This window comes from Kitasatospora sp. NPDC034023 (assembly GCF_055575795.1).
The window spans coordinates 40,548-57,029 of record NZ_JBVIRY010000029.1; the positions used below are offsets into that span (position 1 = coordinate 40,548).

Annotated in this window: 2 protein-coding genes (both running past the window's edge); both read right to left on the reverse strand. The window is 76.8% G+C overall.

Annotated elements, in window-relative coordinates:
* Positions 1–12,252, reverse strand: the 5' portion of a protein-coding gene (locus ACZ52R_RS31435) for an SDR family NAD(P)-dependent oxidoreductase (RefSeq protein ID WP_465754557.1). It extends 7,248 nt beyond the left edge of the window; 12,252 of the gene's 19,500 nt are visible here — the first part of the coding sequence; its start codon is at positions 12,250–12,252; its stop codon lies off the left edge, out of view.
* A protein-coding gene (locus ACZ52R_RS31440) for an amino acid adenylation domain-containing protein (RefSeq protein WP_465754558.1) crosses the window boundary here: on the reverse strand, positions 12,252–16,482 show its 3' portion. Its footprint extends 482 nt past the window's final position; the window shows 4,231 of its 4,713 coding nt (coding positions 483–4,713); the start codon falls outside the window, past its right edge — the gene reads right to left on this strand; its stop codon occupies positions 12,252–12,254. The genes ACZ52R_RS31435 and ACZ52R_RS31440 overlap by 1 nt, the downstream gene beginning before the upstream one ends.

Here is a 16,482-nt window from a genome sequence, read left to right on the forward strand (position 1 = left end):
CGCGGTGTCCCCGGCGAGGAACCGCCGCAGGGTGGCGAGCGCGTGGTCGGCCGAACCGGTGACGAACGCCAGGCGTTCGGCGTGCAGGGCGCGGCCGCTCTGCAGGGTGTGCGCGGTCGCGGCGAGGTCCGGCGTCCAGCTCTCCGGCCTGTCCAGGAACGCCTGCGCGTGGGCGCGCAGCCGCTCCCCGTCGCGCGCGGAGAAGGTGAGGACGACCGGGGCGGTGGTCGCGGCCGGCTCGTCGTCGGCGCGGTACTCCTCCAGGACGACGTGGGCGTTGACCCCGCCGTAGCCGAACGAGCTCACGCCCGCGCGGCGCGGCACGTCGGGGGCCGACGGCAGCCAGTCGCGGCCGGCCGCGGCGACCTCGAACGGGGTCCCGGCGAGCGCCAGGTGGGGGTTGGGCCGCGGCCCGTGCGGGTCGCCGGTGATCCGGCCGTGCCGCATCGACAGCAGCACCCGCAGGACGGCGGCGATGCCGGCGGCCGGTTCGAGGTGCCCGATGGTGTTCTTGAGCGCGCCGAGGGCGCAGTGCGGCGCCGAGGGCGCCGGGTGGCCCCAGTCGCGGTAGAGCTCCGCGAAGGCCTGGCGCAGTCCGTTGGTCTCGGCGGGGTCGCCGATGACCGTCCCGGTGCCGTGCGTCTCGATGTAGCCGACGGTCGCCGGATCGACGCCGGCGGCGCGGTGCGCCTTGACGATGACCTCGGCCTGGGCGCGCGGGTTGGGCGCCGTCAACGAGTTGGACCGCCCGCCGTGGTTGACGGCGGTGCCGCGCAGCACCGCGAGGACGGGGTTGCCGTCGGCGCGGGCCCGGCTGAGCCGCTTGAGCACGACGGCTCCGACGCCCTCGCCGCGCACGTAGCCGGCGGCGTCGTCGTCGAAGGCCCGGCCGACGCCGTCCGGGCTGAGCATCCCGGCCCGTTCGAGGGAGGCGAAGGTCACCGGCGACAGCATCAGGCTGACGCCGCCCGCGATGACGGTGTCGCAGTGCCCGAGGTACAGGGCCTCGGCCGCGCGGTGCAGGGCGACCAGCGAGCTGGAGCAGGCGGTGTCCACGGGCTCGCTGGGGCCGCGCAGGTCGAGGTGGTAGGAGACCCGGTTGGCCAGCATGGACGGGGTCAGGCCGGTCGACGCGTAGGCGTCGGTGGCGGTGCCGGAGCGCTGGACCAGCTCGGCGTACTCGGAGGAACCGACGCCGACGAACAGGCCGGTGTCGGTGCCGGCGAGGGAGGTCGGGTCGATGCCGGCGTCCTCCAGGGCCGTCCACACGGTGCGCAGCAGCAGGCGCTGGCGGGGGTCCATCCAACGGGCCTCGCGCGGGGAGATGCCGAAGAACAGCGGGTCGAACCGGTCGATGTCCGGCATGAAGCCGGCCCGGGTGATCCGGGTCCGGTCGGGGTGCAGCGCCGGGTCGCCGTGGTGGGCGCGGGCGTCCCAGCGGTCCTCGGGCACCTTCTCGAAGAGGTCGCCGCCGCGCTGCAGGTTGGCCCAGAAGGCGTCCAGGTCGGCGGACCCGGGCAGGGTCCCGGCCATGCCCACGATCACCACCGGGTCGTCCTCGGCCGGGGTGACCGCGACCGGCGCCTCGACCGCGACGGCCGGGGCGGCCGGGGCGGCCGGGGCCTCCGCCGGGGCGGGCCGGTCCGCCTCGGGGAGGGCGTCCGGGTACTCGCGCGCCAGCCAGGCGGCGAGTTCCTTCGGGGTGGGGGTGGCCAGCAGCTGGTCCGGGCCGACCGGCACCGCGAAGGCCTCGGAGACCTCGCCGGCCAGCCGGACCAGGCTCAGCGAGTCCAGGCCGTGGTCGTGGAAGGAGCCGGCCGGGTCGAGGTCGGCCACCGGGTAGCCGCTGACGTCGCCCAGCAGGCGCAGCACCGCGGCCAGCACACGGGTGCCGTCCGCCACGGCCGTCCGGGCGGTCGGAGCGGCGGAGGCCGGGGCGGCGGGGGCGGTCGGGGCGACCGCGTCGATCCAGCAGCGGGTCCGCGCGAACGGGTACCCCGGCAGCGACAGCGGCCGGACCGCGCCCTGGTGGGCGCCCGCCCAGTCGAACGCCTCGCCGGCGGCCCAGCGGCGCGCGGTGTCCTCGGCGTCGGCGGACGGCACGGTGGCGGGGCCGGGCTCCGCGGTCGCGACGCCGGTGTACCCGCCCGGGCGCCCGGCGAGGAAGCCCGCCAGCGCGTCCGCGAACGCCTCCGCCGAGGAGGCGACGACGGCGAGGCGGTGCGCCTGGGCCTCCCGCCCGACCTGGAGGGTGTACGCCAGCCGGCCGAGGTCGACCCCGGCTCCGGCGCCGGCCGACCGGGTGGCCAGCTCGCGCAGCGTCGTCCCGCCGTGCACGGCCCCCGGGCGCACCGCGTCGGTGCGACCGATCAGCCGCACGATGGTGGCCGGGTCGAGGCCGAGCTCGTCGAGCGGCTCGTCCACCGCCGTGACGGGCACGCCCGCCGCGGCCGCGAGGTCCGCCACGTCGACGGCCGGGCGCGCGGCGCGCAGCCAGGCCAGCGTCCGCTCGGCGACCCGGCGCAGACCCTCCTCGTCCCGGGCCGAGAGCGGGAGGACGGCCGGGCCCGCCGGGGCGGCGACCGGTGCGTCCTGCCGGTACTCCTCCACCACGAGGTGGGCGTTGGAGCCGCCCGCGCCGAAGGCGCTGACGCCCGCGCGCAGCGGCCCGGGGCCGGTCCACGGCGCGAGGTCGCGCTGGACCCGGAACGGCACCCGGTTCCAGTCGACGGCCGGGTTGAGCCGGTCCGCGTGCAGGGAGGGCGCCAGTTCACGGGCCCTCAGCTGCAGCAGGACCTTGGTGAGCGCGGCGATGCCCGCCGCCGACTCCAGGTGCCCGAGGTTGGACTTCACCGAACCGAGGGCGATCGAGCCGGCCGGCAGGTCGCCGAAGGCGCGGACCAGCCCGGCCACTTCGGCCGGGTCGCCGAGCGCCGTCCCGGTACCGTGCGCCTCCACGTACGAGACGCTGCCCGGTTCGACGCCGGCCTCGCGCAGCGTCTCGGCGACGACCTCGGCCTGGGCGGCGGGGCTGGGCACGGCGAACCCGCCGGTCTTGCCGCCGTGGTTGAGGGCGCTGGCCAGGATGACGCCGAGGATCCGGTCGCCGTCGCGCTCCGCCGCGGCCAGCGGCTTGAGCAGGACGGCGCCGACGCCCTCGCCGGGCACCATGCCGTCGCCGTCGGCCGCGAAGCTGCGGCACCGTCCGCTGTCGCCGGTGAAGCCGCCTACCGCGAGCTGGCGGTACTTGCGCGGGTGCGGGGCGAGGTTGACGCCGCCGGCGAGCGCGTAGTCCGCCCGGCCGGCCACCAGGGCCTCGCAGGCGAGGTGGATGGCGGTCAGCGAGGAGGAACACATGGTGTCGACGGCCAGGCTGGGGCCGTGCAGGTCGAGGACGTAGGAGACCCGGTTGGCGATGGAGGAGTACCCCATGCCGCCCGCGAGGCCGCGCTCGTCCTCGAACAGCTGGTAGTGGCCGTACATGACGCCCACGTAGACGCCCACCCGGCTGCCGCGCAGCCGGGTGCGCGGGTAGCCGGCGTCCTCCAGGGCGTGCCAGGAGGTCTGCAGGAACAGCCGCTCCTGCGGGTCGGTCAGCTCGGCCTCGCGCAGCGACATCTGGAAGAAGCGCGGGTCGAACTCGTCGATGCCGTCGAGGAATCCGCCCCAGCGGCTGACCGGCCGGCCGTCGGCCGAGGTCAGCGTGCGGTGGTCCCAGCGCTCCGACGGCACCTCGCGCACGCAGTCGCGGCCGGCCCGCAGGTTCTCCCAGTACGCCTCAGTGTCGTCGGCGAGCGGGTAGCGGCCCGCGACGCCGATGATCGCGATGCGGTGGTCCGCCTCCGGGCGCGGCGCGGCCTGCGGCCGGGACGCCGCCACCACGGCGGGGGCGGCGGCAGGGGCGGGCTGCTCGGGGAGCAGCGCGCGGACGGCGGCGGGGTGGCGCTCCACCAGGTAGTCGGCGACCTCGCGGATCGTCGGGTACTCGAACAGCAGGGTCGCGGGCAGTTCGCCGGTCCGCTCGGCCAGCAGGTCCGCGATCCGGGGCACGGTCAGCGAGTCGACGCCGAAGTTCTCGTAGGTCTCGTCGAGCCAGAGCCGCTCGCGCGGGACCTGGAGGATCTCGACGAAGGCGTCCTTGACGTACTCCCGGGCCGCCTCGGTCAGCGCGTCGGCGTCCCCGTCGGCCGGGGTGCCCGGGCCGGCGGTCGCGGTCACGGGGGCCGGGGCGGCGGTGACCGCCGGCGCGGTGGCCCGCGGCGCACCCTCCGCCGCCGTCTCGGCGACGACCACGTGCTGGCTCAGCCCCTCGTCGGCGGGCAGGGCCCGGCTGCGGGCGAAGCCGGCCAGCGCGAGGGCCCGGCGCCAGCCGGGGGCGGAGAGCAACGGCGAGCCGGGCAGCCGCAGTTCGGCGTCCTGGTGGAGCCACCAGCCGTCCAGCAGCCCGAAGGTGAGGGTCGCGGTCATGACGTTGCTGCTGGCCTCGTTGAGCACCAGGCGGCCGCCCGGCCTGAGCAGCAGGTTGACGGCGCGCAGGGTGGCGAGCAGGTCGGTCGTGGCGTGCAGCACGTTGGCGGCGACGACCAGGTCGACGCTGCCGGGCTGGAAGCCCTGCGCGACCGGGTCGCGCGAGATGTCGAGCTGCTCGAAGCGGACGTACGGGTGCTCGGCGGCGAACCGCTGCCGGCCGTGCTGCAGGAAGGCCCGGGAGATGTCGGTGTAGACGTAGCTCACGTCGACGCCGGAGGCGGACAGCGCGGGCAGGACGCTGGCGGTGGTGCCGCCGGTGCCCGCCCCGATCTCGACGACCGTCAGCCGGCCGCGGTGCCCGTCCAACTGGTCGCGGACGGCCCCGACCACGAGCTCGTTGGCCCGGTCGACGACCGGGCTGCCCCGGTAGGCGCCCTCGACGAGCGCGGTCGAGCCGCCCGGGAACATCACGTCGGTCGCGCGGACGGTGCCGCGCATGACGCCGAAGAGGTTGTGCATGCAGGGCCTGAGCAGCCGGTCGAAGCGGTTCAGCGCCGTCTTCTGCTCGCACAGCTCGACCAGGTCGCCCTCCGGGTCGGCGCCCACCGGGCGCCCGGTGGGGGCGAGCCGCCCGCCACTGTCGCGCAGGAAGCCGGCCTCGGTGAGCTGGCGCAGGAGCTCGGCGAAGAGCCGGCCGTGCGCGGGTACGACGCCCAGCCGCTCGGTGAGCGCCTCGGGGGTCCACCGCTCGGCCTCGGTCAGGAAGACGCCCTCCTGGCGGAACAGGGTCCACAGCCAGCCGAGCATGATCTCGTCCAGGCGGGCGTCGTCGTCCTCGGTGAGCAACCGCTCGACCGGCCGGAGCGCCGCGAGGGACGGCACCAGCGACACGTCGTCGGCCGGGGTGCCGGGCGCGGCGGTCTCCTGCTCGACGCCGACCGCGGCCAGCGCGGAGGCGTCGGCCTTGACGACGACGACCTGTCGGTCCGGGCGTCCCAGCACGCTGTGCACGGCCGCCATCCCTTCCTCCGGGGTGATCGAGTGGATGCCGGTGGCCGCCAGGCGGGCCCGGTGGCGCTCGTCCGCGACGATGCCGACCGTCCCCCAGTAGCCCCAGTTGATGACTGCGACGCTGGCCCGCAGCACCCCGTCGAGGTGGTGGGCGAAGGCGTCCTCGAAGGTCGAGCCGGCCGCGTAGTTCCCCTGCCCGGCGCTGCCGGAGAGCGCCACCGCCGAGGAGAAGAAGAGGACGAAGTCCAGGTCGGACGCGTCGGCGAGCGCCGCGTGCAGGGCGACCGAGGTGCGGGTCTTGGCGGCGAGGACGTCCTGGAAGGTGTCCTCCGTCATGGTGGCGACGGTCTGGTCGCGCAGCACGATGGTCGCGTGGAAGACGCCGTGCAGGGCGCCGTGCCGGGCGCGGGTGCGGGCGACCGCCTCGCGCAGGGCCCGCGGGTCCGTCGCGTCGGCCCGCTCGTAGGAGACCAGCTCGCCGCCGGGGTCGATGGCGCGCAGCCGGGCGCGGCGCCCGGCGTCCAGCTCGCTGCGGCCGAGCAGCACGACCTTCGCCCGGTGGCGCCGGACGAGCCAGTCGGCCAGTTCGAGTCCGATGCCCCCGGCGCCGCCGAGGACCAGGTAGACGCCGTCGCGGCGGATCCGCTCCTGCGGGGGCGTGGGCGCGGCGGCGACGAGCCGGCGGCGGTGGAACACGCCGCCGCGCAGCGCGTACGGGCCGCCGGCCGGCACCCGGAGCAGGTCGGCGGTCGGCGCGTCGGCGGACGACCGGTCGACGACGGCCACTCGCCAGCGCGGGTGCTCCTGGGCCAGTGACAGGGCGAGCCCGTGCAGGCTCGCCGCGTACGGGTCGCGGACCGGCTCGTCGCCCGTGGTGAGCGCGTCCTCGGTGACGACGGTGATCCGGATCGGGGAGCCGAGCCGCTGCAGCACCTTGGCGAGCCGGAAGAGCGTCAGGACACCCCGGTCCTGGGCGGTTTCGAGCGCCTCGACGTCGTCGGTGCGCCCGCCCGCGGGGGCGAGCAGGACGACGTGGTCGGGCCGGCCGCCGGCGTCCCGGACCTGCCTCGGGTCCAGCTCGGTGACCGTACCGGCCAGGCCCGCCCGCAGGGCCGCGGCGAGCGCGGCGTGCTCCGGGCCGCGGACCAGCCAGGTGGTGCCCCCGGCGGGGGCCTGGCCCGGCTCGGCCACCGGTGCCCAGCGCGGGACGAACATCAGCTCGTCGGGCGACACCGGTGCGGCGTCCGGCGCGGGCACCGGGGCGGCCTGCGGCGCGGGCGCCTGCGGGGCGGCGGTGGGCGCGGCGCCCCCGGCGGGCCGCAGCGACAGGTCCCGCAGCCGGACCCGGACCTCACCGGTGTCGTCGGTCAGGGTCAGGTCGTAGCGGTCGGCGCCGACGGCCCGCACATGGGCGTACCCGAGCTCCGACACCGGGGCGAACACCTCGGCGGCCGTGAGGGCGAACGGCACCATGGCGGAGCCGGCCGTGCGGTCGCGCAGGACGGCGAACGCGTGCAGCGCGCCGTCCACCACCGAGGGGTGCAGGGCGCAGCCGGCGAACCGGGCGGCCTCCGCGGGGACGCGCAGGCGCACCAGGGCCTCGCCCTCGCCCGACGCGATCCACTCGACGGTCCGCAGGGCGGGGCCGTAGAGCAGCCCGGCGGCCGCGAGGTCGGCGTAGAGGTCCGCGCCCTGGTGGAGCCGGGTCAGCCGGGCCTTCAGGGCCTCGACCGGGACGGCCCCGGGCCGCGGTTCGGCCAGCTGGGCGAGCCGTCCTTCGGCGAGCAACTCGTCGGCGTCGCCGAGGAGTTCGAACTCCAGGCCGACGCGTCCGCGGCGCAGCCGCAGACGGGCCGTGCGCTCGGCGCCGGCCACCGTGAACGGCCGCAGCCACCGGACGCCGTCGAGCCGGACGGGCTGCGCGAGGCCGGCCGCCTCGGCGGCCGCGCGGGCCATCTCCAGGATGGCCGCGGCGGGCAGCAGCCGGATCTCGCCGACGCGGTGCCCGTCGATGAGCGGGTGCTCGGGGCCGAAGACGGCCCGGTGGGTCAGACCGTCGAGGCTGTCGGCCGGGTCGACCCCGTCCAGCAGCGGGTGGACGGGGCCCGACACCGCCGTGCGGGCGGGCGGCGACCAGATGGTGTCGGTCAGCCAGCAGCGCAGCTCCTCGAACGGGTAGCCGGGCAACGGCACGCGCCGCCCGCTGCCCCGGGGCCAGGTGATCCTGGCGCCGGCGACCCAGGCCGCGGCGAGCTCGGCGGGGTCGTCGCCGGCGGGCGCCGCGGCCCGGGCCGAAGCCCGGCCGCGCGCGCTGCCGTTCCAGACGCCGGACAGCGCGTCCCCGCGCAGCCCGGCCACCAGTTCCTCGGCGGTGGCGGCGAGCACGACCATCCGGTCCGCCCACTCCTCGCGCCCGGCCTGCAGGGTGAACGCCACGTCCGCGAGGTCGTACCGCCCCCGCTCCACGGCGTCCGCGAGCTGCGCGGCCAGCACGGGCAGGCGCTCCGGCGCCCGGGCCGACAGCGGGAACAGCCAGGGGCCGGCCTGGCCGGCCGACGGCCGCGCGGCCGACGGGTCGGCGACGTACTCCTCGACGACCAGGTGGGCGTTGGCACCGCCCGCGCCGAAGGAGCTGATGCCCGCCCGGCGGGGCCGGCCGTCCTGCCGGGGCCAGGGGGCGAGCTCGCGCTGCACCCGCAGCGGGGTCGAGTCGAAGTCGATGTTCGGGTTCGGCGGGTCCGCGTGGAGCGAGGGCACCAGCTCGCCGTGCTGCATCTGCAGCAGCACCTTGCTGAGTCCGGCCATGCCGGAGGCGGACTCCAGGTGCCCGATGTTGGACTTGACCGAGCCGATCGGCAGGCTGCCCGGCGCCCGGTCGGAGCCGCCCAGGGCCAGGGCGAGGCCGCGGATCTCCACCGGGTCGCCGAGCGCGGTGCCGGTGCCGTGGGCCTCCAGGTAGCCGAGCGAGTCGGGGTCCACCCCGGCCTCGGCCAGCGCCTGGCTGACCAGCCCGCCCTGCATGACCGGATTGGGCACGGTGAAGCCGTTGGTCCGGCCGCCGTGGTTGACGCTGGAGCCCAGGATGACGCCGTGGATGTGGTCGCCGTCCCGGACGGCGTCAGCGAGCGGGCGCAGCAGCACGGCGCCCACGCCCTCACCGGGCACGTAGCCGTCGCCGTCCGCGCCGAAGCTGCGGCACCGACCGTCGCTCGAGGTGAAGCCGCCCTGGCCGAGGAAGCGGTACTTGTACGGGTGCACGTGGAGGTTGACGCCGCCCGCGACGGCGAACTCGGTGTCACCGGCTCGCAGGTCCCGCACCGCCAGGTGGATGGCCGTCAGCGAGGACGAGCACATGGTGTCCACGCCGAGGCTCGGGCCGGTCAGGCCCAGGGTGTACGAGACGCGGTTGGCGATCGACGCGTGCGAGGAGGCGCCGATCCGGCCGTCCTCGGCCTCGTGCAGCTGGTACAGCCCGTACATCGCGCCGACGTAGACACCGACGCGGCGGGAGCGCAGGTCCTCGCGGGTGCGGCCGGCGTTCTCCATGGCGTGCCAGGCGGCCTGGAGGAACAGCCGGTCCTGGGGGTCGATGATCTCGGCCTCGCGGGGCGAGATGCCGAAGAACAGCGGGTCGAAGCGGTCGATGCCGCGCAGGAAGCTGCCCCAGCGGCTGTACCGGGCGGCCTGGTCGGCGGGGGTGGCCTGGTCGTAGTCGCGCCAGTCCCAGCGGTCCGCGGGGATCTCGGTGACGAGGTCCCGGCCCGCCCGCAGGTTGGCCCAGAACTCCTCCGGGGTGTCCGACTCGGCGAACCGCGCGGCCACGCCCACGATGGCGATGGGCATCGGGCCGGCGGGGGCAGCCGGCGCGGACGCGGCGGCGACGGCGACGGGGGCGGGGGCGGGGGCGGCGGCGACGGCGACGGGGGCGGGGGCGGGGGCGGCCTCGACCACCGGCACGGCCTCGGGCACCGGGGCGGCCTCCGGCGCGGGCGCCGCCGCCCGCGGGGCGAACCGGTCGCCGTACTGCCCGGCGAACCAGCCCGCGAGCGCCCGCAGGTTCTGGTACTCGAAGAACAGGGTCTTCGGCAGCGACCCGAAGTGGTCCTCCAGCCGCCGGGTCAGATCCATGATCAGCAGCGAGTCGATACCGAACTGCTCGAACGCGGTGTCCGCGTCGATCTCCTCCGGCGGGAAGTCGAACACCTCGGCCAGCACGCCGCGCAGGAACTCCTCGACGGCGCCGGTCACCTCCGGCGACCGCCCGTCCGGCGCGGACGCGGCGGACTCGGCGGACGCGGCGGAGGCCGCGGGCGCCGCCACCGACGGCAGGGCCGGGGCCGGTGCGTCGAGGACCTCCCGCAGCCGCGCCAAATGGCCGTGCGCGACCATCACGTGGTCCCCGTCGTGGCCCAGCGCGCGGTCGAACGCCTCCAGCGCCGCGGCGGTCGGCATCGCCACCAGCCCGACCTGACGGGCCATCCGAGCCGCGGTGGCCTCGTCGGCGTCGACGCGGATCCCGCCGTCCGCCCAGAGCGACCAGAGCACGGAGAGGCTGCGCCCGGGCCGGTCGCTCGCCCGGCGCCAGGCCGCGAAGGCGTCCAGGAAGCGGTTGGCGTAGGCGTAGTCGGTCTGTCCGGGGCTGCCGGCGGCGCCGGACATCGAGGAGAAGCAGACGAAGAACTCCAGCGGGTCGCCCGCGGTGGCCCGGTCGAGTTCGAGGGTGCCCGCGACCTTGGGCCCGAGCACGTCCGCGAACTGCTCGTCGGACTTGCGCGCCAGCAGCGCGTCCCGGGTGGTGCCGGCGAGGTGCAGCACTCCGTGGATCGGGCCGAAGTCGGTGTGCACCCGCCCGACGAGCTCCGCGGCCGCACCGGGAGCGCCCAGGTCGGCCCGCAGGTAGTGGACGTCGAGCCCGGCGGCGCGCAGAGCGGAGAGGTCGGCCTCCGCCGAACGGCCGGTCAGCACGTAGCGGGCGCCCGCGCCCAGGTGGGCGATGAGGTGGCGGCCCAGGGCGCCCGCGCCACCGGTCACCAGCACGGTGCCGCGCGGGGCGATCGGGGCGGCGGCCGGGGCGACCGGCTCCCAGCGGAGCACCTGTCGGCGCCCGGCGGTGTACCGGACGCGGAACTCGTGCGCGGCACCGGCCTCGGCCGCGACGGCGGCGGCGAGGTCGTCCGCCTCGACGGCCGCGACCCGGAACTCCGGGTGCTCGTTGGCGAGCGCGCGCGCGAAGCCGTCCAGGGCGTGCACCCGCGCGTCGTCGGCGCCGCCGGTCGGCCGCAGGACCTGGAGCACCCGGACCGGGCGCCCGGTCGGCCGCGCCGCCCAGGAGCGGAACAGCCGCAGCAGTCCGGGCAGCGGGTCGCCGTCGGTGGTGCGGACGACGAGCAGGTCCTCGTCGCCCGCCAGGACGGCGTCCTCGGTGGTCCGCTCGGCGCCGGGCAGCTCGCCCTCGCCGAGCAGCCGCACCCGGGTCGGCCGGGCGGCGTCCGCTCCGGCGGGGGCGTCCTGCCACCGCTGGACGAGCAGGTGGGCGGCGGCCGGGCCGTCCGGCGCGGCGGCGCCGTCCAGGGCCCGGGTGACCACGGCGCGCAGCCGCACGGACACCCGGCCGTCGTCGTCGGCGAGCACCACGTCGTGGCCGGCCGGGGTCGCCACGGCGTGCACGTGGCCCCGCTCGGGCAGCGGCCCGAAGATGTCGACGCCGTCCAGGGCGAAGGGCAGCTCGCGCGCCCGGGGGGCCGACGGGTCCTGGTCGGTCCACAGGCAGGCCTGGAGCATGGCGTCGAGCAGCGACGGGTGCAGGGTGAAGCGGTCGAACGGCTCGTCGGCGGCCGCCGGGACGGCCACCCGGGCCAGCGCCTCGCCCGGGGTGTGCCGCACCGACTCCAGGCCCTGGAGGCTCGGCCCGTAGCCGCCGCCGAGCGCGGCGAACACCGCGTAGCAGTCCTCGGCCGTGGACGTCCTGGGCAGGCGGGCGCGGATGACCTCCAGGTCGATCCGGGGCGCGGGCGCGGCCTCGTCGAAGCGCAGGGTGCCGGTCGAGCAGAGCACGCCGTCGGCCGTGCCGTCGACCCGCCGCAGCTCGTAGGCGACCCCGCCGTCGGCGGCCGGTTCGAGGTGCAGGCGCACCCGCACCGGCTCGTCCCGGACCAGCACGGGGCGGGCCCAGAGCACGTTCACGATGCCGGTGGCCCGGCCGTGCCCGCGCTCGGCGGCGGCGTCCACCGCGAACTCCAGCGCCGCGACGGCGGGCAGGATCCGGACCGTGCCCAGGGCGTGGTCGCGCAGGTAGAACTCGCCGCCGGTCAGCAGTCGTTCGGGGACGGCCCCGGCCAACGCCGCAGGCGGGTCGATCCAGAAGCCGCGGGTCGCCCGGGGCGGCTGCGGCAGCGAGAGCCGGGCCGGCCGGCGGCCCGCCGGGCGGGGCCACTCCAGCGTCCCGCCCGTGGTCCAGCGCAGGGCCGCCGCGGCCGGGTCGTCGACGGTCACCGGGCCGTCGGCGGCGCCGGGCGCGGCCGTCCCGGTGTGCACGCCCTCGCCGTCCCGCAGCCGGGCGGCCAGCTCGGCGACCCCGGTGACGACCACGGCGAGCCGCTCCCGCAGCTGCTCGCGGCCGGTCCCCAGGGTGTACGCGATCCGGTCCAGGGAGGCAGCCGGGTGGGCGTCCAGCCAGGCCGCCAGCTCGGCCCGGTAGCGGTCGAGCTGCTCGCGGCCGTCGGCCGACAGCACGATCAGCCGAGCGGCTCGGTCCTCGGTGGTGCCACCCATCAACGTTCCCCCGCCTCTTCCATTACCACGTGCACGTTGCTGCCTCCCATGCCGAACGAGCTGACGCCGGCTCGGGCCGGCGCGCCGTCGGGTGTTTCCCACGCCTGCGCCGCGGACTGGATCCGCAGCGGGCTGTCCGCGAAGTCGAGCATCGGGTTGGGCGTCCGAAGGTCCACGAGGCCGGGGAGCGTGCGGTGACGCATCGCCAGCATGACCTTCACGATGCCCGCGACGCCCGCCGCGGCCTCCAGGTGACCGATGTTGGTCTTGACCGATCCGACGCCGGTCCGGCCCGGGACGACCGGGATCCCCCAGTCCTCGTAGAGGCGGGTGAACGCCTCCTTGAGCGCGTCGACCTCGATCGGGTCGCCGAGCGGAGTCCCGGTGCCGTGCGCCTCGATGTAGCCGACGGTGTCCGGCGAGATCCCGGCGGCGCGGTGCGCGGCCAGCACGACCTCGCGCTGCGCCTGCGGGTTGGGCACCGTCAGCGAGTGGGTGTGCCCGCCGTGGTTCTCCGCCGAGCCGATCAGGACGGCGTGCACCGGGTCCCCGTCCGCGAGCGCGCGGTCGAGCAGCTTGAGCGCCAGCAGGACCACGCCCTCGCCGCGTCCGTAGCCGTCCGCCCGCTCGTCGAAGGTCTTGCAGCGGCCGTCGGGGCTGAGCATCCCGGCGCGGCGCAGCCCGGCGAAGCCGTGCGGCGCCAGCAGCAGGTTCGCCCCGCCGGCCAGGGCCAGTTCGCAGTCGCCGTACTGCAGTGCGCGGGCCGCCCGGTGGATCGCGACCAGCGAGCTGGAGCAGGCGGTGTCGAACACCGCGCTCGGGCCGCTCAGGTCGTAGACGTACGAGATGCGGTTGGCCGCGATGGAGGCGACGTTGCCGATCAGGAAGTGGTCGCCCATCTCCGGGGAGCCGGGGCCGAGCAGGCTGAGGTAGTCCGCGCCGCTGAGCCCGACGAAGACACCGGTGCGGCTGCCGGCCAGCTCGGCGGGCACGTGCCCGGAGTCCAGCAGGGCCTCGTGCGCGGCGTGCAGCAGCAGCCGGTGCTGCGGGTCCATCTGGGCCGCCTCGCGGGGCGAGATGCGGAACAGCGACGGGTCGAACGCGTCCACGTCGTCGACGAAGGAGCCGCGGTAGCTCTCCGGGAACAACCGGGCGGAGAAGCCGCGCTCCAGCGGGTACGGGCGGGTCAGGTCGCGGCCGGCCGTGAGGTGGCCCCAGAACTCCTCCAGGCTCGCCGAGGACGGCAGCCGGCCGCCGACCCCGATGATCGCGACCGGCGGGTAGCCGACGGCCGCCGCGGGCGCACCGGCGGCCGGGGCCGGCCCGGCGACCGGGGTCGCGGACGCCCGGGCGACCGGGGCGAGCGCCTCGGGGTGGGTCGCGGTCAGGTGGGCCGCCAGCGAGGCGAGGTCCGGGTGGGAGTAGAAGACGGTGGGCCGCACGGCGATGCCGAGCCGCTCCCGCAGGACCACGGCCAGCTGGGTGAAGCCGACGGAGTCGAAGCCCACCTCGCCCAGGGGCCGGTCGACCGGGACCTCCTCGGCGGGCCGCCCCGCGACGCCCGCGGTGGCTTCGCGCAGCCGGGCCAGCAGGTCGCCGGCGGGCGCGGCCTGCCGCGCCGCGGCCGGGGCGGCCGGGGCGGCGGGCGCACCCGGTGCGGTCCGCTCCTGCGGGTGCCCGAACCGGCTCAGCAGTTCGGCCGGCGGGAGGTCCGCCAACGGGCCGACGTCGACCTTCCCGTTGGGGGTCATCGGGAACCGGGTCAGCGCGACCGTCCGGGCCGGGACCATGTACTCGGGCAGCAGCTCGCCGGCCCGTCGGAGGGCCGCGGCCGCGGCGTCGGGGGCGGCGGTCACGAACGCGACCAGCTGCGGGGTGCCCGGCAGGTCCTCGCGCACGACCACCCGGACGTCCCCGGCCTCGAGGTGCCGCCGGACGGCGGACTCGACCTCGCCGAGCTCGATGCGGTGGCCGCGCAGCTTCACCTGCCGGTCGGCCCGGCCGAGCAGCAGCAGCTCCCCGGTGGCCGACCAGCGCGCCAGGTCCCCGGTCCGGTAGAGCCGCTCGCCGGTCGCCGGGTCGCGCGGGAAGCGCTCGGCGGTCAGCTCGGGCCGGTTGCGGTAGCCCCGGGCGACGCCCTCCCCGCCGATCAGCAGCTCCCCGACGGCGCCGAACGGCACCGGGGCGCCGTCCGGACCGGCCACCCGGAAGGTGGTGTTGGCGATCGGGGTGCCGACGGTGACCGGCCGGTTGCGGCGCACCCGCAGCGCGGAGGACCAGATGGTCGTCTCGGTCGGGCCGTACATGTTCCACAACTCGTCGCAGCGGTCGAGCAGTTGGGTGGCGAGTTCGGCGGTCAGCGGCTCCCCGCCGCACAGCAGCCGACGCACCCGTCCGGTCCAGCCGGCGTGCAGCAGCATCTGCCAGGTGGCCGGGGTGGCCTGGACGAGCGTCGCTCCCGAGCCGTCCAGCAGCTCGGCCAGCGCCAGCCCGTCCCGGACGGTGTCCGCGGGCGCGATGCGCACGGTGGCGCCCCGGGTGAGCGGCAGCAGCAGCTCCAGTCCGGCGATGTCGAAGCCGGCGGTGGTGACGGCGAGCAGCACGTCGTCCTCGGTGCAGCCCGGCCGGTCGGCCATCGCGGTCAGCAGGTTGACCAGGTTGCCGTGGGTGACCTCGACGCCCTTGGGCCGTCCGGTCGAACCGGAGGTGTAGAGCACGTAGGCGAGGTCGGCGTCGCGGCGGGCGACCGGTTCGGCCGGCGCCGCGGCGCCCGGGTCGTCGACGGGGATCCGAACGCCCGGGACGTCCGCGGGCAGCCGGTCGGCCAGGCCCGGTTCGAGCAGGACGGCGGCCAGCCCGGCGTCGGAGCCGATGTGGGCGAGCCTGGCGGCCGGGAAGTCCGGGTCCAGCGGGACGTACGCGGCCCCGGCGGCCTGGACGGCGAGCAGCGCGACGATCAGCACGGCGCGACGGTCCGTCAGCACGCCGACCAGGTCGCCCGGCTGCACCCCGCGGGCGCGCAGCACCCCGGTGAGGGCGCGCACCCGGCCCGCGAGCTCGGCGTACGTCAGCGCGCCCTCGGCGTCCACCACGGCGGTGCGCTCCGGGTGCCGTTCGGCACGGGCGAGCACCAGCTGGGCCGTGCTGACGTCGCGCGGCCGCTCGGCGCGGGTGGCGTTGACCCGCTCCAGGGTGCCCCGCTCGTCGGGGGTGCCCAGGTCGAGGTCGGCGACGCGCCGGTTCGGGTCGGCCGTCACGGCTTCGAGCAGCAGCCGGTAGTGCTCGGCCAGCCGCTCGACGGTGGGGCGGTCGAACAGCTCGGTGTCGTACTTGACGTACAGCAGGGCCTCGGTGTCGCGGACGACCACCTCGACGACGAGGTCGTTCTCGCTCTCCTGGGTGAGGTCGAGGGCGTCCCGGAAGACGGTCTGGCCGGCGGCCATGTCCTGGTCCCCGCCGACGCCCTGCTGCAGGTAGAAGCCGATGCCGAACTCCGCGCCGGCGTCCGGGCCGCGGCGCAGGTCGTCGACGACCGAGGCGAACGGGTAGCCGCCGTAGTCCTCGGCCCGGACCATCTCGTCCTGGACGGCGTTCGCCAGCTCGGTGAAGCTCAGCTGCGGGTCGCAGTCCACCCGCAGGACGACCGGGTTGATCAGGTAGCCGACGGTGCGGTCGAAGCGGTACTCGGGGCGGCCGTCGGTCGGCACCATCACGCTGATGTCGCGGTGGCCGGAGTGCCGCTGCAGCAGCGCGGCGAAGGCGCCGAAGACCACGCCGAAGGTGGTCACCCCGGCCGCGCGGGCGGTGCTCCGGACGGCGCTCCAGGTGGCCTCCGGCAGCCGGAGCTGCACCATCGCCCCGCTGGTGTGCGAGGCGGGGCCGACCCGGCGGCGGTCGGCGACCGCCTGGAGCACGGGCGCGGTCGAGGCGCCGCCCAGCCGGTCGAGCCACCAGCGCCGGTACTCCTCGGCCTGCGGGCCGGCCAGCATCTCCCGCTGCCACCGCACGAACTCGGAGTACGGCGTGGCCGGTTCGACCGGCGGCAGCCCGCGGCCGGAGGTCAGCCCGTCGTAGCAGGCGACGATGTCGCGCAGCAGGAGGTGGCTGGAGACGCCGTCGGTGATCAGGTGGTGGAACACGAGCAGCAGCAGGGTCCCGCCGCCGGGCGTGGTGATCAGCCAGGACCGGTGCAGCGGGTCGTGCTCCAGGTCGAACGGCTGCCGGACGAGG